Annotated in this window: 19 protein-coding genes; 11 read left to right on the top strand and 8 right to left on the bottom strand. The window is 72.7% G+C overall.

The window, feature by feature from the left end; all coding sequences use genetic code 11:
* The first annotated feature begins 18 nt into the window (after positions 1-18).
* Positions 19-1083 (top strand): ABC transporter permease subunit, encoded by a 1065-nt coding sequence (locus KUA19_RS25850; protein WP_217399899.1) that lies wholly within the window; start codon positions 19-21, stop codon positions 1081-1083.
* 80 nt (positions 1084-1163) lie between these two features.
* On the opposite strand, the gene KUA19_RS25845 is transcribed toward KUA19_RS25850, so the two are convergent.
* Together KUA19_RS25845 and KUA19_RS25840 are read right to left on the bottom strand one after the other, a co-directional pair.
* On the bottom strand, positions 1164-2351 hold the full coding sequence (locus KUA19_RS25845; RefSeq protein ID WP_217399897.1) for a cellulose binding domain-containing protein: 1188 nt from the start codon (positions 2349-2351) through the stop codon (positions 1164-1166).
* A 93-nt stretch (positions 2352-2444) separates the two neighbouring features.
* Complete coding sequence (locus KUA19_RS25840; RefSeq protein ID WP_217399895.1) at positions 2445-3857, bottom strand: cellulase family glycosylhydrolase; 1413 nt, start codon at positions 3855-3857, stop codon at positions 2445-2447.
* 264 nt (positions 3858-4121) lie between these two features.
* On the opposite strand from KUA19_RS25840, the gene KUA19_RS25835 reads away from it, so the two are divergent.
* The 8 genes from KUA19_RS25835 to KUA19_RS25800 all read left to right on the top strand — a co-directional run bounded on the left by KUA19_RS25835 (position 4122) and on the right by KUA19_RS25800 (position 11870).
* Positions 4122-4502, top strand: coding sequence for a hypothetical protein (locus tag KUA19_RS25835; protein WP_217399893.1), 381 nt, complete (start codon positions 4122-4124; stop codon positions 4500-4502).
* The gene (locus KUA19_RS25830; protein ID WP_217399891.1) at positions 4499-6052 is read left to right on the top strand and encodes a WXG100 family type VII secretion target; all 1554 of its coding nucleotides are present in this window, start codon (positions 4499-4501) and stop codon (positions 6050-6052) included. Before KUA19_RS25835 ends, KUA19_RS25830 begins: the two co-directional genes overlap by 4 nt.
* Positions 6049-6390, top strand: coding sequence for a hypothetical protein (locus KUA19_RS25825; protein WP_217399889.1), 342 nt, complete (start codon positions 6049-6051; stop codon positions 6388-6390). Before KUA19_RS25830 ends, KUA19_RS25825 begins: the two co-directional genes overlap by 4 nt.
* Before the next feature lie 171 nt (positions 6391-6561).
* Positions 6562-8703 (top strand): protein kinase domain-containing protein, encoded by a 2142-nt coding sequence (locus tag KUA19_RS44055; RefSeq protein WP_217399887.1) that lies wholly within the window; start codon positions 6562-6564, stop codon positions 8701-8703.
* Positions 8704-8742: 39 nt separating this feature from the next.
* Positions 8743-9063, top strand: a complete 321-nt coding sequence (locus tag KUA19_RS25815; protein ID WP_217399885.1) for a hypothetical protein — start codon at positions 8743-8745, stop codon at positions 9061-9063.
* Complete coding sequence (locus tag KUA19_RS25810) at positions 9056-9493, top strand: hypothetical protein (protein ID WP_217399883.1); 438 nt, start codon at positions 9056-9058, stop codon at positions 9491-9493. The genes KUA19_RS25815 and KUA19_RS25810 overlap by 8 nt, the downstream gene beginning before the upstream one ends.
* On the top strand, positions 9490-11088 hold the full coding sequence (locus tag KUA19_RS25805) for a WXG100 family type VII secretion target (RefSeq protein WP_217399882.1): 1599 nt from the start codon (positions 9490-9492) through the stop codon (positions 11086-11088). The genes KUA19_RS25810 and KUA19_RS25805 overlap by 4 nt, the downstream gene beginning before the upstream one ends.
* Positions 11085-11870 (top strand): SseB family protein, encoded by a 786-nt coding sequence (locus KUA19_RS25800; RefSeq protein WP_217399880.1) that lies wholly within the window; start codon positions 11085-11087, stop codon positions 11868-11870. Before KUA19_RS25805 ends, KUA19_RS25800 begins: the two co-directional genes overlap by 4 nt.
* Before the next feature lie 11 nt (positions 11871-11881).
* On the opposite strand, the gene KUA19_RS25795 is transcribed toward KUA19_RS25800, so the two are convergent.
* From KUA19_RS25795 to KUA19_RS25775, 5 genes are read right to left on the bottom strand one after another with little or no spacing between them, the layout of a single operon-like run.
* Positions 11882-12316 carry a YbaB/EbfC family nucleoid-associated protein gene (locus KUA19_RS25795; RefSeq protein ID WP_217399878.1) on the bottom strand — a complete coding sequence of 145 codons (435 nt, stop codon included), beginning with the start codon at positions 12314-12316 and terminating at the stop codon, positions 11882-11884.
* A gap of 38 nt (positions 12317-12354) precedes the next feature.
* Entirely contained in the window at positions 12355-13161 is an 807-nt protein-coding gene (locus KUA19_RS25790) for a hypothetical protein (RefSeq protein ID WP_217399876.1), read from the bottom strand.
* A complete protein-coding gene (locus KUA19_RS25785) occupies positions 13154-13555 on the bottom strand; it encodes a hypothetical protein (RefSeq protein ID WP_217399874.1) in 402 nt (133 codons plus the stop codon). Before KUA19_RS25785 ends, KUA19_RS25790 begins: the two co-directional genes overlap by 8 nt.
* A 12-nt stretch (positions 13556-13567) precedes the next feature.
* Positions 13568-14575, bottom strand: coding sequence for a hypothetical protein (locus KUA19_RS25780; protein WP_217399872.1), 1008 nt, complete (start codon positions 14573-14575; stop codon positions 13568-13570).
* 13 nt (positions 14576-14588) lie between these two features.
* On the bottom strand, positions 14589-14933 hold the full coding sequence (locus tag KUA19_RS25775; protein WP_217399870.1) for a hypothetical protein: 345 nt from the start codon (positions 14931-14933) through the stop codon (positions 14589-14591).
* Positions 14934-15048: 115 nt separating this feature from the next.
* Between KUA19_RS25775 and KUA19_RS25770 the strand changes: the two genes are divergently transcribed.
* On the top strand, positions 15049-16176 hold the full coding sequence (locus tag KUA19_RS25770; RefSeq protein WP_254550151.1) for a S8 family serine peptidase: 1128 nt from the start codon (positions 15049-15051) through the stop codon (positions 16174-16176).
* On the opposite strand, the gene eccD is transcribed toward KUA19_RS25770, so the two are convergent.
* Positions 16167-17534 (bottom strand): type VII secretion integral membrane protein EccD, encoded by a 1368-nt coding sequence (gene eccD, locus KUA19_RS25765; protein WP_217399866.1) that lies wholly within the window; start codon positions 17532-17534, stop codon positions 16167-16169. The two genes, KUA19_RS25770 and eccD, sit on opposite strands and share 10 nt — an antisense overlap.
* 164 nt (positions 17535-17698) lie before the next feature.
* On the opposite strand from eccD, the gene eccCa reads away from it, so the two are divergent.
* Entirely contained in the window at positions 17699-21643 is a 3945-nt protein-coding gene (gene eccCa, locus KUA19_RS25760; RefSeq protein WP_308167641.1) for a type VII secretion protein EccCa, read from the top strand.
* The last annotated feature ends 3 nt before the right edge of the window (positions 21644-21646 follow it).

Genomic DNA, 21646 nt, shown 5'->3' with positions numbered 1-21646 from the left:
GTGATCCACGATGTACCAATGACCGAACCCACCCTCACGTCGTGGACCGCGCCAGCCGTGGTGCGGCCACACCAGCCTGTCTCCGGCCGCCGGGCGCTGCTCGCGCACGGCGTCTGGGAGGCGGTGCTCGCCGTCGTCGCCGTCGTCCTCGTCGCGTTCCTGCTGATCAGCCATGACTCGAACCGGCTGCTGCCGAACCTGTTGGCGGCGATCGGCACCAGCGGCCTGGTCGCCAGCGCGCTGTCGCTGTCGCTGCGCACCGCCACCCCGAACCTGTCGGTCGGCTCACTGGCGGTGGTCGCGAGCGTGATCAGCGCGCGACTGACCGCCGATGGCCGCCCGTTCGTCGTGGCACTGCTGCTGGCGGTGCTCGCCACGACCGTCATCGGCCTGGTCACCGGGGTGGTCGTCGCGCTGCTGTCCGTTCCGGCCTGGGCGGCGACACTGGCCGCCGCCGCGATCGCCGACGCGGTGGTGCTCGGCACGACGGACGCCCAGTTGGTCGCCGCCACCGGGATCGAACTCGCCGAATGGCTGTGGTTCGCGCTGTTCGTACTGGTCACCCTGGCCGGTGGGGCGCTGTGGCTCGTGCCCGCCGTACGGGCCGGGCTCGGCGGCAGCCGCGGCGCGGCCGCGGTCACCGGCCGCTGGGCGGGGCTCAAGCCCGGCCTGGGCGCACTCGTCGGATTGACCGGCTCCGGGCTGCTCGCCGGGGTGGCCGGGGCGGCGCTGACCACCCGGCTGCACGCGAGCATGTCACCGGGCACCAGCCTGTCGCTGACCATCAGCGCGCTCGCGGTCGTGGCGCTCGGCGGGGTGAGCGTGTTCGGGCGCCGCGGTGGCGTCACCGGGACCCTGTTCGCCACGGTGCTGTTGGTCACGGTGGGTCAGCTGCTGGCCCTCGAGGCCACCCCGTACTGGGTCCAGGCGCTGGTCATCGGCCTGGCGCTGCTGGTCGGTCTGGCCGTGACCAGGTTCATCGAGAGCATCAGTGGGCCGGTGCCGCTCGATTCCGCTCCGGCGGCCGCTCAACCGGCCCCGTTGCCCGCGTCGCCCGCTCCGGTCCAGCCTGGACAGGACTGACAGGAAACGAGCAGCCCGTGCCCGGACCCAGTGGGTCCGGGCGCGGGTTCGCGCGGGTGGGCGTGGTGGCGCTGCTCGGCTCAGCTCGCCGTGCAGCGTACGGTGGGCGTGTCGTTGGTGGTGTTGTTCCAGGTGGCGAGGAAGCCGAACGTGGTCGATGCTCCGGCCGCCAGGCTGCCGTTGTAGCTCACGTTGCGGGCGGTGACGGTGGCCCCGCTCTGGACCGTGGTGGCGTTCCACGACTGGGTGAGCTGCTGGCCGTTGGCGTAGGTGAAGACGGTCGTCCACGCCGACAGGCTGGTCGTGGAGCTGTTGCGGACGGTCACCTCACCCTGGAAGTTGCCGCCCCACTGCGAGACGATCTTGTAGGTCGCGGTGCAGGCGGTCGCGCCGGGCGACGCCGACGGCGTGGGGCTGGTCGACGGCTTCGGGCTGGCCGACGGCGAAACGCTGGGCGAGGCCGAAGCACTCGGCGACGGAGAGGCACTCGGCGACGGAGAAGCACTGGGCGACCGGCTCGGCGAGGCGCTGGCCGACGGCGTGGGGGTCACCCCGTCGAGCACCCGCTTGAGCGCCGGATACCAGCGGTCGGCCATCTTCTGGAACCCGCCGGTGTTCGGGTGCACCCCGTCTCCGGTGTCGACGGCGGCGTCGAAGCCGGTCCACTGGTCCACGACGGTGATCGGGGACTGCGCCGTGGTGAGACCGGCGGCCCAACCCGGGATCGCGTTGTTGAACTCGATGATGTCGGCGGGGCAGGTCGAGCAGGCGGCGGCGGTCATCGGGATGATCTGCGCGACCACGATCTTGACGTTCGGGTTGTTCGCCCGCATCTGCCCGACCAGCTTGGTGAACGCGGTCAGTTTGGTCGCGGTCGGGATGTAGTGGCCCCACATGTCGTTGGTGCCCAGGTGCACCAGGACGATGTCGGGACGGGCGGCGGTAAGCCAGGGCGGCAGCTGGTTGTTGTCGGCGATGCCGGTGGCCGAGTAGCCGCCATGGCCCTCGTGGTCGAAGTCGTAGGAGTAACCGGGGTTGCAGCCGCCGCCGTCGGAGACGCCCCCGACGAAGTCGATGTTCGTATATCCGGCGAGCTGCAGCTGATGCCAGAGCATGGCCCGCCAGCAGCCAGGACCGGCGGTGATGGAGTCGCCCAGCGGCATGATCCGCACCGGGGTCGGCGCGGACAGGGCCGGGCGGGCGAGCGCGAACGTGGCCGCGACGAGCAGGGCGGCGAGGACGGCGTACAGGGAGGACTTGCGGAGCATGGCGACCCCTCAGGGGAGCGGGACCGATGGGGGAGCGGCCCGGCACGGGTAGCCGTGCCGGACCGTCTGTTCAGGTGCGGGCCGGGGCCTGGTTCAGCTCGCGGCGCAGGTCAGCGTGGGGACGCCGTTGGTGCCGTTCCATGAGCCGAGGAACCCGAACGAGGTGTTGGCCCCCGCCGCCAGGCTGCCGTTGTAGCTGACGTTGCGGGCGGTCACCGCGGCACCGGACTGGGTGAGCGTGGTGCTCCAGAACTGCGTGACGGTCTGCCCGTTGGCGTAGGTCCAGTTCACGGTCCAGCCGGTGATCGCCGACGAACCGGCGGTCACCTTCACCTCGGCCTGGAATCCGCCCTGCCACGAGTTGACGATCGTGTACCCGGCGGTGCAGGAGCGGGTGCCGGAGGACGGGCTGGTGCTCGGCGACGGACTGGCCGACCGGGACGGGCTGGGCGAGGCCGAGCGGCTGGGCGACGGCGACGGGCTGGGCGAGGCCGAACGGCTGGCCGAGGGCGACGGCGACGGGCTGGTCGTACCGCCGTAGATCGTGGCTTCCTTCGACGTCGCCGTGATGCCGTTCGGGCCGTTGAAGATCCGCAGACCCCAGGTGGTGAGCTGGGTGGGGTCGAAGTTGTTGGTCATGTCCAGGTACGGATCGTTGTTGCCGGCCCAGGACCAGCCCAGGTAGCCCAGTCCGCGCGCGTTGGCCTCGGCCAGGATGGTCTGGTCGTCGACGTTGTTGGAGGAGCGCTGCCAGCCGAACTCACCGATGACCAGCGGCCAGTTGTTGGTCTGGAACCGGTTGAGGTAGTCGGTGATCGAGGCGGCGGTGTTGAACACGTCGTACATGTGGATCGACAGGACCGTGTTGTGCTTGGTGTCGGCGTCGAGCACGGTCTGCGCGTTGTCGCGCATCACGTACTGCCAGTCCTGGCCCCAGTTGGGCGCGTCGACCATGAGCAGGTGCTCGAAGCCGTTGGTGCGCATCTTCTGGATCGCGGCGGTGGTCGCGGCGGTCCACTGGCCGGGGTTGGTGTTGCCGATCGGCTCGTTGCCGATGTTGATGACGACGTAGCTCTCCTGGCCGACCAGGTTCGCCTTCTGGGTGATCCAGTAGTTGACGGCCTCGTCGAGGGTGGCGGCGGCGCCGTCCTCGCCGTACCCGGTGGTGTCGTGCACCTCCAGCACGCAGATCAGCTTGTTCTGCTTGCACAGGGTGATGATGGCCGGGACGTCGTTGGACGGTCCCCACCGCTTGCCGCTGCCGAGCACGACGCGGACGGTGTTGGCACCCTTGGCCTTGATGTTGGCGAACGAGCTGGTCTGGCCGGTGAACCAGACGTGCTCGTGGTTGACGCCGCGCATGATGAACTTCTGGCCGTTGGCCTCGACGATGTCGCGGCCGCTGGTGTGCAGGCCGACGGCCGCGCTGGCGGGGCTGACGGCGACCAGTACTGACGCGGCGAACGCCACGACGGCGACGCCGATGGCGGTGAGCAGTCTTCTCATGACCTACCTCAGGCAGGAAGGCCCCAGGACAGGGGCGTGACATCTGACGGTTCGAAGGCGTGAACGCCTGACCGCTGGTCGCTGCCCAACTCACCCGCGCGGCCATCAGCGTAGGCGAATTCGTATGGACGTGCAACTTTCCCGCACCGACCGGTTCGGCCCCCGCCGGCGCTGCCCCGCGGTGGTGCGGCGCCGGTATCGTGGCAGGGCACAGCGGTTCCGGGAACGACGGTCGGCTCCTGTCCGGAAACGACAGTCGGTCCAGTGGCACGCACACCTGGAGGGATCACCATCAACGGAGGCAGGGCCGCCGGACCCGCTTCGGCCGGCGGGTACCGGATCCACGCCGACCAGGCCGCGGCCATCGCCGCGAAGACCCGCTCGGTCGAGCACGGACTCGACGTGTACCGGGGACGTCTCGACGGGCACGCCACCGTCGACGCGCAGGCGTTCGGCCCGTTCGGCGCGGGCGCGGCGCATCTGGACTTCGCCCGAGACTGGGTCGCCGAGATGAAGGCGATCAGCGCGCTGGTCGCGCGCGTGGCCACGGGCCTGGAGGAGTCGATCGCCGCGTACCGGGCGGCCGAGGCCGCCGCCGTCCGGACCCTGGAACGGCACCGTCGCGGGCCCAGGACGCCGCGGTGACGGGGCAGACCGCCGCGGACGGCTCCGCCGCGCAGCTGCGCCGCTGCCACGCCGAGAGCGCGGCCTGCCGCACCACCGACGACATCGACCGGCTGATCCGCGCGATCAGGGCGGCCCGGCGGGTTCCCGTACTGACCGGTGACGTGGCCGCGCTGCGCGCTCTGGCCGACGCGTACCAGGCCGACGCGCGGTTCGCCGAAGGCCACCTCTCGGCGCCGCTGCGGTCGGCGGAGAAGGCGGTGGGCTCGGCGTGGACCGGCCAGGCCGCGACCGCCGCGCACGACGCGCTGGAGCTGACGGCGCACCAGCTGGACGCCCTGGCGAAGGTGATGGAGCGGGCGGACGGATTGGTACGCCGCCTGGCCGACGCCCTGCAGCAGGCACAGGAGTGGGACCGGTCGGGCATGTTCGGTCTGATGGTCGCCGACGGCGAGGCGGCGCGGGCCAAAGCCGTGTCGCCACCGGACAGGGCGATGTTCGAGAAAGCCAGGAACACGGCGGTGGAGGGTGCCCGGCAGCGGGCACAGGCTTTCGAGAGCTATGAGAAGGCCAGCTGGGAGGCGTCGCGGGAGTTCCGAGGGCTGCGGGACGGGACACGGCTGAGTCGGGCCGCGTTCGCCGGGCTCCCGGCCGCCAAGGTCGCGGGCATGGTCGAGGCGACCATCGGCGGCGGCAGCAAGGAGCCGATCGTCGGCTCGCACGCGCTGCGGCGGGCGTCGGAGCAGTACCGGCGCCTGTCCGACGCCGACCGCCAACGCTTCGACCGCCTCATGAACGACGCCGCCTCGCCGCACGAGCGGGCATACCTGACCAAGGCGCTGGCGACCGGACGTCCCATGGATCAGATCGAGCGGTTCGACGCGCGCATCCACCCGCACGGCGGCGATCCGGCCTGGCTGCAGGCCCACCTCAACCCGACGCCGCCCAGCGACAGCCTGACCGCGAAGGACAGGACCGCGGTCGAGTTCGCCGGGCACGGATACAGCCAGAAGGGTTACACCTGCGCGGCCGCCAGCACCGTGACCGCCCGCGCGGAGGTCGATCCGCTGTACGCCCTGTACTTGACCACCGGCGGCCCCGACGACCCGGCCGGCGACAGCGGACCGGCTTTCCAGGACCGGTTCCTCGCCGAGCAGAACCGCAACGCCGGCCTGCCGCGCGGCGACTTCGGCAAGCACGACGGCCTGAACCTCAAGGCGTGGGAGCACGTCGTCGACACGGAGGTGGGCGCGCCGCAGGGCGCCGACTACGCCACGGTTGAGGCCAGGACGCCGCAGCAGCGTCGCCAGCTCCTGGCCGAGATCGAGGGCGCGCTCGACCGGGGCCAGCCGGTCCCGATCCGGCTCGGCGGGGAGCGGGTCGGCGACGAGCCGAAATCCGCGCACGCGCTGGTGTTCCTGCGCCGGCAGGGCGACCGGCTGGAGGCATACAACCCGTGGGGAGAGACGACCTGGGTGACCGAGAGTGAGTTCGTGGACGGACACATGCACCGAGCGGCCCCGCACACGGTGACGTTCGACCAGGCCACGCACGTGATGGTGCCCCGATGACCGGCACCGGTGACCTGGCGGGGCTCATCCGGGCGGGGCTCAGCGAACCCGGAGGGCGTGACCTGCTGCTGGGCGAGGCGGCGCCGATCGCCGCGGTCCAGGCGCACGCGCTGGGCGTCACGCCGGCGGCGTTGTGGTTCCTGGCGGAGGTGGTCCGGCGGGGCGGCATCGCGTACGCCGCCGAGCTGCCCGAACCGCTGCCCGGCGGGCCAGGCACCGAGCTGGCCCGGTCCTGGCTCGCCGCCGCCGAGTCGGTGGGTGACTCCCTCGACCGCGCCGAGCTGTGCGCGCGGTGGCTGGACGCGGTCGCGCTGCTGGTCTCCGTCACCGGCGGCTGAGCGCCGTCCCGGTCGATGATCCATTCTCGACCGCGGCCGGACTGTACAGTCTGTGCAACATGAACCGCCGGGGCTGTGGCTCTCCACGGCGGATGTCGTGAAACGTTGACAGCGTTCGAATGAGGCGCTGACAATCCGATCGCTTGGGCGGACGTGCTACCGGGGGTTGGGGTGCTACACGAGGGCGAACTGGTCGTCAGGCGCTATCTGCTCGAGACGGTCATCGGTGTGGGCGGCATGGGCCGGGTCTGGCGCGCCACCGACCAGCTGCTTGGCCGGACGGTCGCCGTCAAGGAGCTGTTCGCGGCGGCGGGCGAGACCGGTGCCGACGAGGTGGTGGCGCGGGCAGCCGCCGAGGCCACAGCCGCGGCACGGCTGTCGCATGCGGCCATCGTGACCGTCCACGACGTCATCGTCGACACCGCGACACCGCTGATCGTGATGCAGTACGTGCCGGGCGACTCGCTCCAGCAGTACGTCGAGCGCCACGGGCCGATGTCGCCGGACCACGCGGCACGGGTGGGGATCTCCATCCTCGACGCCCTAGGGCACGCCCACAGCCAGCATGTGCTGCACCGCGACGTCAAACCGTCCAACGTGCTGATCACCGCGCAGGGCCAGATCTTCGTCACGGACTTCTCGATCGCCCGAGTGGTGCCCGACACCTCGCGCAGCCACACCGGCCTGGCGTTCGGCTCGCCCGGATACGTGGCCCCGGAGCGGATCGTCACCGGCCGCGTGGGCGCCGAGGGCGACTACTTCGGCCTGGGCGCGGTGCTGTACTTCCTGGTCGAGGGCGGTGCGCCGTTCTCCCACACCGACCCGATGGTCGGCATGTTCGCCAGCGCGTCACGCCCGCATACCCCGCCGGTCAACGCCGGCACCGCCGGGTTGGCGGAGGCCATCGAGGGCCTGCTGGTGAAGGACCCGCGCGAGCGGATGCGGCCGGAGCGGGCGCGGGAGCTGCTGCTGGCAGCCTCGCGCGACGCCGCCGCCGACGCGGCCCCGCGGGCAGTGGCCGCCGATCCGGTGCCCGCCCCCGCTCCGGCTGCGGCCCCGGCGGTACTGGCGGGGCCGGTCGTGGCGGCCGCCGGGCCGGTGGGCGATGCCGGTTCGGACCGTCCGGCCCGGACGCCGGTCGAGGCCGCGTCCGCGGCGGGGCCGGACGCGCCGCCGCCGATCCCGCATCCGGTCACGATGAGCATGTCACCGGCGGCACCCCCCGCCGCGGCACCGCCCGCGCCGCCGCGCACCCGGCCGCCGTCGACGCCCGTGTACGCGCCCGCGGCCGTCCCGGTGCGCGAGGCCCGTACCCCGCATATGCCGCCCGCCCCGGCCGGTGCGGCCCCGGTGCCGCCGCCGGTCCCGGCCGCCGTCGGCGGCGGAGGTGCCGCGCGCCCCGGTCGGCGGTGGGGGCTGTGGCTGGCCGCGGCCGCCGCGGTGGTCGGCCTCGTCGTGGTGACCACGGCGACGCTGGTCAAGCTCGCGGGCGACCGGGGACCCACCGAGCCCGATGCGGCCGCGACCAGCGGACCGTCCTCGCCGTCCTCGCCGTCGGCGACGCAGGCGTCCCTGGCCGACAGGTACGCCGAGACGGTGCTGGCGGCGCGGCCGCTGGACTACTTCCCGCTGCGCGAGACCACCCAGGACATGGCGACCAACCAGGCGTCCGCGACCCCGGCCCGGTTCCACGACGTGCGCCTCGCCGCCGTCGAGGGGCCGTTCGGGCCGCAGACCTCGGCGCCCTCGTTCGCCGACACCAACGGCGGACCGGCGGGCCGGACCAGGTTCGTGGAGCTGCCGCGACGTGACTCGTTCGTGCAGGGCAAGGCGCTCACGGTCAGCATGTGGTTCCGGGCCTCGGGTCCGGGCGTGCTGTACGGCACGTCGAAGAAGCCGCTGCTGGAGTACCTCGAATTCGGGCTGGAGCCGTCGCTGTACGTGGGCACCGACGGGCTCATGCACGCCGGGTACTACGACACCGGAACCCCGGGCCTGCCGGTGGGCAGCATGACCTCGCTGTCGAAGGTGGACGACGGTCGCTGGCACCACGTGGCGCTCAGCAGGTCCGCCGACGGGATGACCGAGGTCTGGTACCTCGACGGCGCGCAGGCCGGTTCCCGGCGGATGAAGGGTCGGCCCGGTTACCTCGTGCCTTCCTACGCGTACGTGGGTGCGGGCAAGTGGTCGCACTGGGTCGCGACCTCGGGCGACGTGGGCACCTTCGCCGGGGCGATCAGCGACTTCGCCTACTTCGATCGGGTGCTGAGCCGGGAGGAGATCGCCGCCCAGTACGCGGCGGCCCACGGCTGAGCACGGGGTGAGCACGGGTGAGCACGAAGGAGCACTGAGTTGGCGCACACCATCCTCGGGGGCCTGGAACCCGGTCTGGCCCGCGCGTTCCTGACCAGCCGCGTGTACGCCCGTCGGCCGCACCGGCCCGGCGTGTTCGTCCTGGAGACCGCGCTGGGCAGGTTCGTCGAGGTGTACTCCTCGCTGGAGGAGATGGGCCGCCGCCTCGGCTCGGTCGACTGGTTCGCGACCAGTGGCAGCGACTTCATCAGCCTGCTCCCGCGCGACTGTGTGGTCATCGTCGACCGCGGCTCGGACCACGAGCTGTATCTCGATCCCGCCGCCACGGTGGCGGCGGCCCAGGTGGTGCGTGGTGGCTGAGCCGGTCGTCGGCGGGCAGGTCAACGGGTTCCGGGTCGAACCGGCGAGCCTGGCGGACGCGGCGATCCGGCTGAACCGGCTCGCCGCGGCGTCGGGTCGCATCAAGGACGCCAAGCCGGAGCTGATGGACACCGTGCCGGACTTCGGCTCCGACGAGGTCGAGGCGGCGGTCGACGACTTCCTCGACGCCTGGTGCTACGCGATGCGGCTGGTGCACGGCGACACCAGGGAGATGGCAGAGCGGCTGGCCGCGACAGCAAAGGCGTACGTGGACGCGGATCGGTTCGGCAACGCCGACGCCCCCGACGCGCCGGACCCGAAGTCCCACCAGGGGGTGGGCAGCCTCACCGCGTGGGTGAACCGCCTCAGCGATCAGCGCAGTCGCCAGCTCGACCAGCAGTTCCGGGAACCGGACGGAGGTTCGCGATGACGGCCGACAGCGGCGATCCGCGCGCCGTCGCGGCGCTGGCGCAGACCCTGCGCGACGTCGCCGACCTGGCCCGGGACACCGCCGCCGCCGTGGACGAGGCGGCGGGGGAGGAGCACTGGAGCGGCCGCGCGGCGCAGGCGTACCGCACCAGCGTGGGCAGGCTGCCCGCACGGTTGCGGCAGGGCGCGGACGCGTTCGGCGAGGCGTCGGCGGCGCTGGCCGACTACGCGCAGGCGCTGCAACGGGCACAGCAGGGCGCGGCGCGGGCTCGTGAGCTGCGCCGCCAGAGCGAAGCCACCGGGGTGCCGGACTACTCGGTGGCCGGAGCGCCGCCGCAGGACCCCGAGCAGGCCAAGGCGGCTGCGGCGGCACAGCAGGCCGACCGCGACGCGGCCGCGCTGGAGCAGTCGACCCGGGCTGAGTTCGCCGAAGCCGTGGCGGCCGCCGTACGGCAACTGAAGGCGGCGGCGGCCGGGGCGCCGCGGGAGAGCATCCTCAGTTGGATCGAGCACCAGCGCCTGGAACTGTGGACCGGGGTGGCCGAGAGCGTCACCGGCCTGCTCGACCTGGCGGTGTCGTCCTCCCGGCTCGGCATCGTCAACGCGGTCCTCAGCCCCGAGGACCACGCCCGAGCGGTGCGAGGGCTGCGCGAGGCCGTCAACGCGGCGGTCGAGCACCCCGACGACTTCGCGGTCGGGGTGGGCAAGGGCGTGCTGGACTGGGACACCTGGCGGCACAGTCCCGCCCGTGCCATCGGGCACCTGGCCCCCGACGCCGTGGCCGCGGTGGCCTCGGGGGGCGCCGGTGCCAGCGTGGCCGCGACCCGGGGTTCCGAGGTCGCCTCCCGGCTGGACGCGTTGGACCGCGTCGGCCACGGGTGGAACGCGATGACCCGGGGCACGACCGCGCTCGAACGCGCCGGTCTCGGCGTCGCGGACGTGGCCACCCTCAGCGACAGCGAGGCCGCCGCGGTGCTGCGCCGCAGCGAGCCGATGCAGCCGCACTCCCTCAACGAGCTGGGGTTCAAGCCTCCGCGCGATCCGAACGTCATCCGCCCCGATGTCACCGATTCGTTCGTGGACCCAGCCAAGATCGTCGAACATCCGGTGGTGCCGAAGAACATGACGATGGGCAGTGTGTACACCGACACCGGATACGCGTCCGCCTCGTACTACGGAGAGTCGCGTGAGCTGCTGACCATGTCGAGCGAGGCGAAGTACCGCACCGACTACGCCATTCCGCACGACTGGGACACCGACGCGGCCGGGGTCGTGCATCCGCGGGATCGGATGCTGGTGCGCGAGTTCACCGCGGGTGACCCGATGCCGATGCGCAGCGGTGGCGACGGCATCATCGGGCAGGTCTCGTCGTCGCGAGTCGACGCGACCGGCGCACTGGAAAGCTATCCGGGCGGGGCGCAGCAGTGGGTGATCGGCGGCGGACCGGGCCGTGACGTGCCCGCGATGAGCTGGGTCGGACCGCCGCCGTGGACGCGGGTCTCCGACCCGGCGGTCACCGCCGCCGGAGCGGCCACGGGCGGCGCGACGTTCGGTGCGGCGCGGGCCGACGACGTGGCACGAGACGAGTCACGATGAGCGAGCGGACCTTCGACCAGACGGCCGCGGCGGTCGACGCGGCCATGCGGGAGGCGGTGGCGGCGGCCGTACTGACCGGATCACTGCCCGGCCTGCTGCGGGCGCTGAGCGCCGGGGTGCTGTATGCGCCGACACAGACGCCCGACGCCGGGCCGGGAGTTCAGCTGCCGGTCGTCGCCGGACCGCCCGACGCGGCGGTGCTGTACACGTCCTACGACCACCTGGCGGCAGTGCACGGCGACGGCGCGCGGTGGCGGCTGGTCCGGCTCGCCCCGCTCGCGGCGACCTGGCCGCCCGATCTCGGCCTGCTGCTCAACCCGGGCACCGGCGAGCAGTTCGGGCTGTCCGCCGCCGCGGTGCGCACCGTCGGCGAGCTCGCCGCGGGTCGGCCGGTGGTGGAAGCGTTCGCGCTCGGGCCGAGCGACCGGTGGCGGGTCCTGCCCGGTGCGGCCGACGAGACGACCGTCGACGACGTCCGGGTCGCCCGCGCCGCGGCGGCCGGTGGCGCGGACGCGGTGGTGCGGGCGGAACTGCGGATCGAGGGCCTGGGCGGGCGCCTGTGGCCGGTGTACGTGGTCGCGGGCGAGGTCGCGGCGGTGCGGGACGCCGTGGGCAGGGCACAGGCCGAGGTCACGGCGCGGGTCGTCGGGGCGGCGTGGGGCGAGCCGGTGACCGACCCGGCGGTGGCCGCCGTGCTCGCGTACGGCGTGCCGATCTGGCGCAGCGGCGCCTACACCGAGCTGCTGCGCTCCTCGGCCGGGTCGGACGGCGTGCCGGGCTGAGCCGAACCCGGTCAGCCGGCGGCGTCCTGCTGGATGCGCCGCACCCGGTTCATGATGTCGTCCAGCGAGTGACGGAGGTCGGCGCCGGCGAGTTCGATGTGGCCGATGGCGTCGCGTGCGGTGGACAGCGGGTCGACGTCGGCGGGATCCACGCCGAAGGCCGATCCGACCAGCTGGTCCAGCTGGCGGCGCAGGTCCGCACCGGCCGCCGCGGTGGCCTGGAGCACGGAGTCGGCCAGCTCGACGGAGCTCGTGCCGCGCATCAGGCGCGGGTCGATTGTCAGCCGGGTCAGCGCGTTGGTGTGGTCGACCCATGCTTCGACGAGGCCGTCGGCTGCCGTGCCGTGGCCGGTCACGCGTTCGAACTCGGTGGTGAAGTCGGTCAGCGCCTGGACGAGTTCGCCCTGCGGGCGCATCCACGGCAGCCGGGTCGCGTCGTGCGTCACCGCTGTGCTCCTCAGGTGTGGTCGGCCGGATGGTGCGGTCAGGATTTGGCCGGGGTGGTGCCGGTGGCGGGCACCGGAGCCTTCTTGTCGTCCGCCTTCTTGTCCTGGTAGTTGGCCGCGGCGGCCGACCCCTCGCGTACCCCGGTGCTGATGGCGCGCCCGACGGCGTCGGACTGCTGGGGTGCGCCGGTGAGCGTGGTCATCGCCTGCCCGATCTGGGTGAGGGCGGTGCCGGTGCTGTCCACCAGCGACACCACGATCGGCGGGACGGTGGCGCCGATGATCGTGATCGCGGCACGGGCGATCGGGGCCAGCGGGGTGGCCTGCAGGGCGGTCAGCAGCAGCAGCGCGGCCAGGCTGATCAGCGAGATCGTCAGGACGATCTCGTAGAGTTCCGCGAACGCGGAGTCGGCCTGCTTGAGCAGGTCGCTCATGCCGGCGGCGACCTCACCCAGCCGGTTGACCTCGGCGTTCAGCCGTTCCACCGCCGCGGCGAAGGCCGCCTGGTCGGCGCCGATCCAGCGCCGGTCGGTGGCGGCGCGCGCCTGGCTGACGGCGTTGCTCGCCTGCCGGACGGTGAGCGTCAGTGCGTTCCAGTCCTGGGCGGCCGTCTGGATGCCGTCCGGGTTCGCCACCGCCAGCGCCGCGGACATGGCAGCCTTGACGAACTGCCGTTCGATCACGACGCACACGCCCAGGGCCGCGATCGCGGTGAGCATGGCGGCCACCGAGGCGTGGTCGCCGCTGCCGTGACCGGTCGGGGCGCTGCTCTTGGCGGCCTGGGTCGCGACGGTCGATGAGGCGGTCGAGGCGGCGGACGTGGCTGCGCCGGTGGTGTCAACCATGGGTGTCCCGATTCGCCATGCCGTCGCTGTCGGTGTCCTGCCAGGCGTCCGCGGCGATCTTCAGCGCGGTCGCGATCGCGGCCAGCCGATCGTTGAGGGCGATCACCTGGTCCAACAGTTGGGCCTGGCTGGCGGTGTGACTCTTGTTGGCGCCGATGCCGATGACACCGAACCCGGGGGAGGAGATGTCGATCCGGCCGATGCGGCGGTGGAGTTCGACGAGCTGGTCGGTGGCAGGACCGGTCAGCCGGCGGTGGGCCTCCCGCAGGGCCTCGACGTGCACCAGCAGCTTCGTCGGTGCGGCGGCAGGCTCGCCGGCCGTCCCCACTGGCCCCGCCGGGGGTGTGGCAGCCGGCTGGCCGGAGGGCGCCGGGGTCGCGCCGGGGGCGGTCATGCGTTCGTCCGGTCAGCGCATGACGTCATCGGAGGCCTCCCCGAGGTCGCGCCACGGGTCGTCGTCCTCGACCAGGTCGGTGGTGAACTCGGTGCCCGTCGCGCCGAGCCCGCCCGCGCCGCCGCCGGGGGCGCCGAACCCGGCGCTGAGGGCACCACCGGCGAATCCACTCGGCCACGCGCCCGTGGCGACGGGCTTGCCGAACGCCGTACCGGTCGGTGGGAAGCCGCCCGCGCCGGCGAGGCTGCCGACCCCGCCGACGCCGCCGAGGCCACCACCGCCTCGACCGGTCTTCAGGTTCGGTGGCTTCGGCACGTCGGCCGGCGGCGCCTCGAAGCCGTCCCGCAGGCCCGAACCGCTGCCGGGTGGCAGCAGCACGGGATCGTGGATGTCTCTGGGGTCGGTGAAGCCGACGGTCCTGGGGGCGAATCCCTCGGGCATCCCCGACGCGGTCACCACGTACTGGTGGTTGAGGTCGTTGTACCGGTCCTGCGCGTCGCCCTCGGGGCTGTCGAAGATGTCGCTGGCCACGTCGGCGAAGAAGCCCTGGTCCAGTTCCGACAGCGCGGATCGGAACGCGCCCTCGTCGACGCCGGTCCAGATGCCGTTGACCACCATGTTGTGGCTCTCGACGATCGCCTGGGCGACGTCCTCGGGCACCGGCATCTCTCGCTGTGCGTGCTGCAGCTGGTCGGCGGCGAGCTCCAGACTGGGTTTGATGCCGCTGTACCCGATCATCTTCTCGTCGATGTGCTCCAGCGCGGCGATGATCTGCAGCGTCTTGTCGCGGAACCGGTCGGCCGCGGTTCCGGTCCATTTCGCCTTGACCACGTCGAGGTCATTCCGCATGTCGTCGATGAAGAACCGCAGATTGAACAGCAGGTCGGAGTACAACCGGCCGGCCTCACGCAGGTAGTTCGGGGCGCCCATGACGATGACGCGGGTGGCGCAGTCCTCCCAGTCGGGATCGCCCTCGGGGATCCACTTCTGGACGGCGCGGTGGGTGGGGTCTTGACTCATCGCGGGCCGCCGATCAGGCCGTCTTGCGGAATACGCTGGCGCCGTGGTCGTCGGCGTTGCGATACGCGGCGGCGGCGGCTTCGAGCCGCGCGGCCAGCTCGCCGATGTCGACGCCCGCCTGGGCGAGCGCGTCGTCGATGCTCTTGTGGAGGCGCTCGTGCTGCGCGTAGAAGGCCTGGCCGCGGCTTAGGGTGCCGAACGGCCAACCGTACGTCGGGCTGCCCTCCGCGGCCTCCGGGATGTAGTCGCGGATCTGACCCAGGGCGGTGCGCAGACGCTCGACCCGATCGGCGTAGCCGACGAGCTTGGCATGGTGATCGTCCAATGCTTTCGGGTCCACAGTGGTCTTGTCTGTCATCGGACGGTCCCCTCCCGCTGCCTCAGCAGACTAATCGGCACAGGCCCATGGTTCAACGTCGCCGCAAGCGCCGAGGGCTCGTGTGGAGCGTCGACGACCGTATGCTCTCACCGTGATGCTGCGGAGCATGATGGCGGCCGCGGGGTTGTCGGTGGTGCTGGGCACCGTCCCGGTCGCCCCGGCCCTGGCCGCCGGTGAACAGGTCGCCTGCAACCCGGTGGCCAACGTGGAGCTGGCCGAGGCGCGACCGGCCGGCCAGCCATGGCCGCTCAAGCGGTTGGCCCCGCAACGGGTGTGGCCGCTGACGCGCGGTGCCGGGGTGACCGTGGCGGTCATCGACTCCGGTGTGGACAGCGGGCATCGGCTGCTGCGGCCACGGGTGCTGCCGGGGCTGGACCTGACCGGGGCGGGCGGCGACGGCACCTGCGACGAGGCGGGGCACGGCACCCTGATCGCCGGCATCATCGCCGGTGCCCCGGACGGCGGATTCGCCGGGGTCGCGCCCGACGCGACGATCCTGCCCATTCGAGTGGTGGGCAGCGACGCGGAGCTGGCCGCCGACGTGCTGGCGCGGCGGGCCGCCGAGGCCGTCCGCTACGCGATGATCCAGCCGAACGTCCGCGTGATCAACCTGTCGTTGCAGCTGAGCGTGCCCAGCCCGGAGCTGAGCGCGGCCATCCGGGAGGCGGTCACCCAGCACGACATCGTGGTCGTGGTGGCCGGCGGAAACGTCACCCGCGATCAGCAGGCCGGCGCCCAGGTGTGGCCCGCGGCCGAGGACACCGTCCTGTCGGTTGCCGCGACCGGGTACAACGACCGCATGATCGAGTCATCGCTGCGTGGGCCGTGGCTGGACATCGCCGCCCCGGGCTGGCACATCGAGGGGCCGCTGGCCGGGGGCGACCTGGCCTTGGCCGAACTCGGCGGGACCAGCTACGCGGCCGCGTACGTCAGCGGCACCGCCGCGCTGGTGCGCGCGTACCGGCCGCAGCTGTCGGCCACGGCGGTGATGCGACTGCTCAAGGACGAGGCCGACGAACCCGCTGAGGCGGGCATCCCCGGACTGGTCAACCCATACCGGACGGTGCAGGGTCTGGTCGGGTCCGGCACGACCGCCAACGCGCCGGGGATGAGCACCGGGCGCCGGACCGCCGTGTGGATCTCCCTGGCGGGTGTGGTCCTGCTGATCGTGGTGCTCGGGTTGCGCGCCCTCACCGGCGGCGTCCGGCGTCCTCAGAACTGACCGGCGAACACTCCCGCGATCGCTGCGGCCAGCGGCACGACCGCGACGGTCAGGGTCGTCTCGACCAGGTCGAGCGTGCGACCCCAGACCGGCGACCGCCCCTGCCCGGCGGGCGTCGCCGCGTAGGTGAGCGCGGCGACCGCGACGAAGGCGACGATGGCCGCGGCCACGGCGCCGCCGGCGGGGTCCGGCAGCGCGGCCGCCGCGCCGACGGCCGTCGCGGCGCTGGCGAGGAACGCGCCACACAGCAGCGGGATCCGCTGCCAGCGCAGCTGGAACACCCGCGACCGCGACCACAGCAGCAGCGCCACCGTGGCCCCCAGCGCCACGGCGTAGCCGCCGCCACCCGCCACGACCCCGACGACGGCACCCGTCTCCACCAGCGCGAACGCCGCCAGCAGACCGGCCAGCAGCCGCCCGGCCTGCTCACTGCGGCGGGTCGCGTCGGCGGCGTCGATCTCCTCGGTGTCGTTGCGCACGTCGCGCGGCCCGGTCGGGACGCTCGGCACGGTCAGGCCCGCGAGCCGGAATGCCAGCATCGGCAGTGTGGGCAGCGCGGCCAGCCCGAGCACGAGCATGACGGCCGCGGCTGTGGGCCCACTCAGGTCGGCGAGGATGTGCAGCTCGACGCCGACTGCCAGGGCGATGGCGCCCACGCCGAGCGGGAGCATGATGGCGCCGTGGCTGCGCACAGCCAGGCTGGTCACCGCGGCCAGCACCGCGGCCGCGGTCGCGCCGACGAGCACCTGCGACGCCGAATCCGGTGACGCGATGTCCTCGACGGCCAGGAAGCCGGCGGCGCCACCGTATAGCACCGCGGCGACCGACAGCAGGCGGGCGACGGTCGTCGCGCCGGGGCTGCGGACCGTGACGGCGGCCGACATGAGCAGTACGACCGCGATCAGCCCGGCGGCGACGCCGCCCAGCGGTGGGGTGATGCGCTGGGCGAGCAGCCCGCCGAGGCCGCCGAGCAGGGCCAGGGCCGCGAACGCGACCGCGAACGCCTTCGCGGTCTGGGCGTGCCAGTTGTCGGCGTCGCGCTGGGCGATGACGATGGCGTCGACGACGTCGTCGAAGACGGCCGGTGCGCCGGCCTGCTCGCGCCGGCGCAGGTAGAGCAGTTCTCCGTCGCGGATCTGGTGGTCGGTGAGCGAGCCGTCGGGGTCCAGTGGGGACTGTCCGAATCGGGCCAGAGTCCAGCCGCCGACACCGTCCGGGGTGATGCCGCCGACCAGGTCCAGCAGGCGCGGCAGCACGTGGGCGAGGGGCAGTGCCGACGGAAGTGCCAGGTCCACGACGCGCGCGCTGGGCGCCACGATGGTGATGTGGCTGGTGTCGGTGGCGGCCGGGTTTGCCATGGGAACTCCTGGGACCGTCGGGTATCGCGGCTGCACGGCAGAGTACCTATTCTTACGCACATGTCGATGCGCGGCGGGGTGTCGTTCGGGGTGGTTGACTGATGGGGACGACTCCCTTGTCGCGTCCTGGCCGACGCGAGGGCCCCCCGCGGCCGCAGTACGAGGTGCAGCTCAAACCGCCCATCGAGCTGGCGGTGCAGGGGCCGCGTGGGCTGGGGCAGATGTTCACCGTCGTCCCGACCCTGTCGGGCGTGGGCGCCATGCTGCTGATGATGACCAGCGGCGGCAGCGGTGGCGGTAGTCGCATGTGGATCGCGGCGATCGTCTTCGGCGTGTCGCTGGTCGGCGTGGTGGTCGGCGTCGTCGCCGGCAGCGGCCGCCGCGCCCAGCTGGATCACCTGCGGCGGGAGTACCTGCGGCACCTCGGCCAGTCGCGGCGGGTGGTGGAACGCTCGGCGCAGGAGCAGCTGGCGGCGCTGCGCTGGCGCCATCCGGAGCCGTCGGGGCTGTGGTCGCTGGTGCCGGCGGGTCGCCTGTGGGAGTGCCGCGCCGACGATCCAGACTTCCTGCACGCCCGGGTGTCGGTGGGGACCCTGAACTCGGCCGCGCGGCTGGTGCGTCCCGAGATGAAGCCGCTGGAGGATCTGGAGCCGCTGTCGGCGATCGCGCTGGGCCGGTTCCTGCGGGCGCACTCCCGGGTGAGCGGCCTGCCGATCGCGATCGACGTGAAGGCGTTCGATCGCATCCAGGTGCGCGGTGCGGCCGAGGGGGCGACCGCGCTGGTGCGTGCCGTCGTGTGCCAGCTGGCGGCGTTTCACTCGCCGGCCGAGCTGCGGGTGGCCGCGGTCGTCAGCGACAAGAGGCGCGAGCAGTGGGACTGGTTGAAGTGGTTGCCGCACGCGCTGCACCCCGGTGACCTCGACGCGGCGGGTCCGGTGCGGCTGGTGGTGGAGAGCCTGTCGGCGCTGGAGGAGCTGCTGGTCGAGGATCTGGCCGGGCGGGAGGGGCACGGCGGCGTCCTGCTGCCGCACACCGTCGTGATCGTGGACGGCGGTGACGCGCCCAGCACCGCCCTGCTGCGGCGGCGGCCGATGTCGGGGGTCACCCGGATCGACCTGAGCGGCGTGCTGGTGCGCGACGCGGGCAAGGTCCTGTCGCTGCAGGTCGCGGCGGACGGCAGCCTGAACCGGCTGCAGGACGACGTGGCCACGCCGCAGGGTGCCGCAGACGGGCTGAGCCGCACGGCGGCGTCCGCGGTGGCCCGGCAGATCTCGCCGTTCCGGCTGGTGGAGCAGGACGGGCCGGTGATGGCGAGCGCGGTCAGCAGCGACCTGCCCGCCATGCTGGGTATCGGCGATCTCGAGGCGCTGGACACGAGGGTGACCTGGCGCGCCCGCTCGGACCGGGACCGGCTGCGCATCCCGATCGGGCTGACGCCCGAGGGCGAGCTGCTGTTCCTGGACCTGAAGGAGTCGGCGCACCACGGCATGGGCCCGCACGGGATCCTGATCGGAGGTACCGGTTCGGGCAAGAGTGAGCTGCTGCGCACGATCGTGACGGCGTTGGCCGCGACCCACTCGCCGACCGACCTGAACTTCGTGCTGGTGGATTTCAAGGGCGGGGCGACGTTCGCGGGGATGGAGGTGCTGCAGCACACCAGCGCCACCATCACGAACCTGGCCAGCGAGCTGGCGCTGGTGGAGCGGATGTCCGACGCGGTGCTGGGGGAGTTGGACCGGCGGCAGGAGGTGCTGCGCAAGAAGGTCAACGGCGTCGCCGACTACGCCAGCCGGTACGACTACGAGCGGGCGCGCAGGCAGGGGGCGCAGCTGGCGCCGCTGCCCAGCCTGATGATCATCTGCGACGAGTTCACCGAGCTGCTCAAGGCCCGGCCGGAGTTCCTCGACATCTTCATCAAGATCGGTGCGATCGGCCGCGCGCTGGGCGTCCACCTGCTGCTGGCCACGCAGAAGATGGAGGAGGGACGGCTGCGCGGCCTGGACAGCTACCTCGGTTACCGCATCGGCCTGCGGACCGACAAGCCGGAGGACAGCCGGGCGGTGCTCGGCAGCCCGATCGCCAACGAGCTGCCGGGTGAGGGCGGGCACGGCTACCTCAAGCCGGATGCGACGAGCCTGCTGCGGTTCCGCGGCGGCTACATCTCCGGTCCGTTCCGGCGGCCACGGGCGCTGGCCACCCCGAGCGAGGTCGCCAGTGCCGGCCAGCACGTGGTGCGGTACGAGTCGGCGCCGGTGAGCGCGCCGCAGCCCGCCGCCGACCCGGGGCTGGGCGGCGAGCCCGGCTTCGAGAGCGCCGGTGCCGAACCCGCGGTCGACCAGCAGATCACCGTGTACGAGATGTTCCTGCGGCGGCTGCGCGGCCAGGGCCAGCCCGCCCATGCCGTCTGGCTGCCACCCCTGGTCACCCCGCCGACGTTGGACGGGCTGCTCGGCGGCCTGGCCGTCGACCCACGGCGAGGGCTGTGCGCGGCGACGGGCGGCAACCTGGTCATCCCGATCGGCATCGAGGACCGGCCCAAGGAGCAGCGCAACGATCCGCTGCTGCTCAACCTCGACGGCGTCGGCGGCAACGTGCTCATCGTGGGCGGTCCGCAGTCGGGCAAGACGAACCTGGTCCGCACCATGGTCGCGGCGTTGGCCCTGACGCATACGCCGCAGGAGGTGCAGGTGTTCTGCCTCGACTTCGGCGGTGGCGGCCTGCTGCCGCTGCGCGACCTGCCGCACGTGTCGGGGGTGGCCGGTCGCCGCGACATCGACGCGGTCCGGCGTACCGTTGACGAGGTCACCGCGATCATCGACGAGCGCGAGGCCGTGTTCGCCGAGCGCGGCATCGACTCGATGGCGACGTGGCGGCGGCTGCGCGCCTCCGGCGAGGTCTCCGACGACCCGTTCGGGGACGTGTTCCTGTTCGTCGACGGCTGGTTCGTGCTGCGCGACCAGTTCGAGGCGCAGGAGGCCGCGATTACGGAGCTGGCCGGGCGCGGCTTCAACTTCGGCATCCACGTCATCGTCACCGCGCTGCGCTACGTCGACGTGCGCGCGGGACTGCGCGAGCTGCTGCCCAAGCGGCTCGAACTGCGCCTGGGCGACCCCACCGACTCCGAGATAGACCGCCGGGTGGCGCCCAACGTGCCGCTGGACCGCCCCGGTCGGGGCCTGGCCGCCGGGCCGTACCACTACCTCACCGCCCTGCCGCGCGTCGACGGCGACCAGCGGGCCGACACGGTCGGCGACGGGCTGGCCGATCTGGTCGCCCGAGTGGGGGCGGCCTGGACTGGCCCGGTCGCCCGCCGGGTGCGGATGCTGCCCGCCGTGCTGCCCGTCGCCGAACTCCACCAGGCCGTCGACAAGACGATGACGGGCACCCCGATCGGCATCAACGAGCGCCGACTGGCCCCGGTGCTGCTCGACAGCGGCCAGGACCCGCACCTGCTGATCTTCGGGGACAGCGGCTGCGGCAAGACGAACCTGCTGCGGCACCTCATCCGCGAGACGACCGAGCGCAACCAGCGCGACCCGCGCCTGTCGAACACCCGCGCCCCGCGTACGGCCAAACTAGTCGTGATCGACATCAAGCGGTCGCTGCTGGAGTTCGCCCAGGACCAGTACATGCTGCGCTATCTCACCTCGGTCGGCGACATCCCCGGTGCCGTCGCCGACCTGGCCGAGATCATGGAGGAGCGGCTGCCCCCGGCCGACGTCACGCCGACGCAGCTGCGCGACCGCTCGTGGTGGCGGGGCAGCGCCGTACATCTCGTCGTCGACGACTACGACCTGGTCGCCCCCGGCTCGCTCAGCCCGCTGGCGCCGCTGACCAGGTACCTGCAGCAGGGTGCCGACATCGGCTTCCACGTCACGCTGGCCCGCCGGGCCAGCGGCGGGGGCCGGGCCGTCGGCGAGGCGCTGGTCAACCAGATGCGCCTGATGGAGAGCCCGACCCTGCTGATGTCCGGCAACCCCGACGAGCTTCCGTTCATCGGCAAGCTGCGCAACGGGCCGCTGCCAGCGGGTCGGGCGCGGTTCACCAGCCGGGCCGGTGGCACACAACTGATCCAGACGGTCTGGCGTGAGCCGCAGGAACTCCTCTAGTGT

Origin of the sequence: Catellatospora tritici, assembly GCF_019083965.1 — a bacterium.
In the GTDB taxonomy this organism is placed as follows: Bacteria; Actinomycetota; Actinomycetes; order Mycobacteriales; family Micromonosporaceae; genus Catellatospora; species Catellatospora tritici.
This window is presented reverse-complemented; position numbering and strand designations above follow the sequence as displayed.

Coding starts and splice junctions, on each gene's coding strand:
- KUA19_RS25790 (WP_217399876.1), bottom strand. CDS start 13,161: ATGGTTGACACCACCGGCGCAGCCACGTCCGCCGCCTCGACCGCCTCA.
- KUA19_RS25840 (WP_217399895.1), bottom strand. CDS start 3,857: ATGAGAAGACTGCTCACCGCCATCGGCGTCGCCGTCGTGGCGTTCGCC.
- eccD (WP_217399866.1), bottom strand. CDS start 17,534: ATGGCAAACCCGGCCGCCACCGACACCAGCCACATCACCATCGTGGCG.
- KUA19_RS25785 (WP_217399874.1), bottom strand. CDS start 13,555: ATGACCGCCCCCGGCGCGACCCCGGCGCCCTCCGGCCAGCCGGCTGCC.
- KUA19_RS25770 (WP_254550151.1), top strand. CDS start 15,049: ATGCTGCGGAGCATGATGGCGGCCGCGGGGTTGTCGGTGGTGCTGGGC.
- KUA19_RS25775 (WP_217399870.1), bottom strand. CDS start 14,933: ATGACAGACAAGACCACTGTGGACCCGAAAGCATTGGACGATCACCAT.
- KUA19_RS25825 (WP_217399889.1), top strand. CDS start 6,049: ATGACCGGCACCGGTGACCTGGCGGGGCTCATCCGGGCGGGGCTCAGC.
- KUA19_RS25805 (WP_217399882.1), top strand. CDS start 9,490: ATGACGGCCGACAGCGGCGATCCGCGCGCCGTCGCGGCGCTGGCGCAG.
- KUA19_RS25800 (WP_217399880.1), top strand. CDS start 11,085: ATGAGCGAGCGGACCTTCGACCAGACGGCCGCGGCGGTCGACGCGGCC.
- KUA19_RS25850 (WP_217399899.1), top strand. CDS start 19: ATGACCGAACCCACCCTCACGTCGTGGACCGCGCCAGCCGTGGTGCGG.
- KUA19_RS25845 (WP_217399897.1), bottom strand. CDS start 2,351: ATGCTCCGCAAGTCCTCCCTGTACGCCGTCCTCGCCGCCCTGCTCGTC.
- KUA19_RS25780 (WP_217399872.1), bottom strand. CDS start 14,575: ATGAGTCAAGACCCCACCCACCGCGCCGTCCAGAAGTGGATCCCCGAG.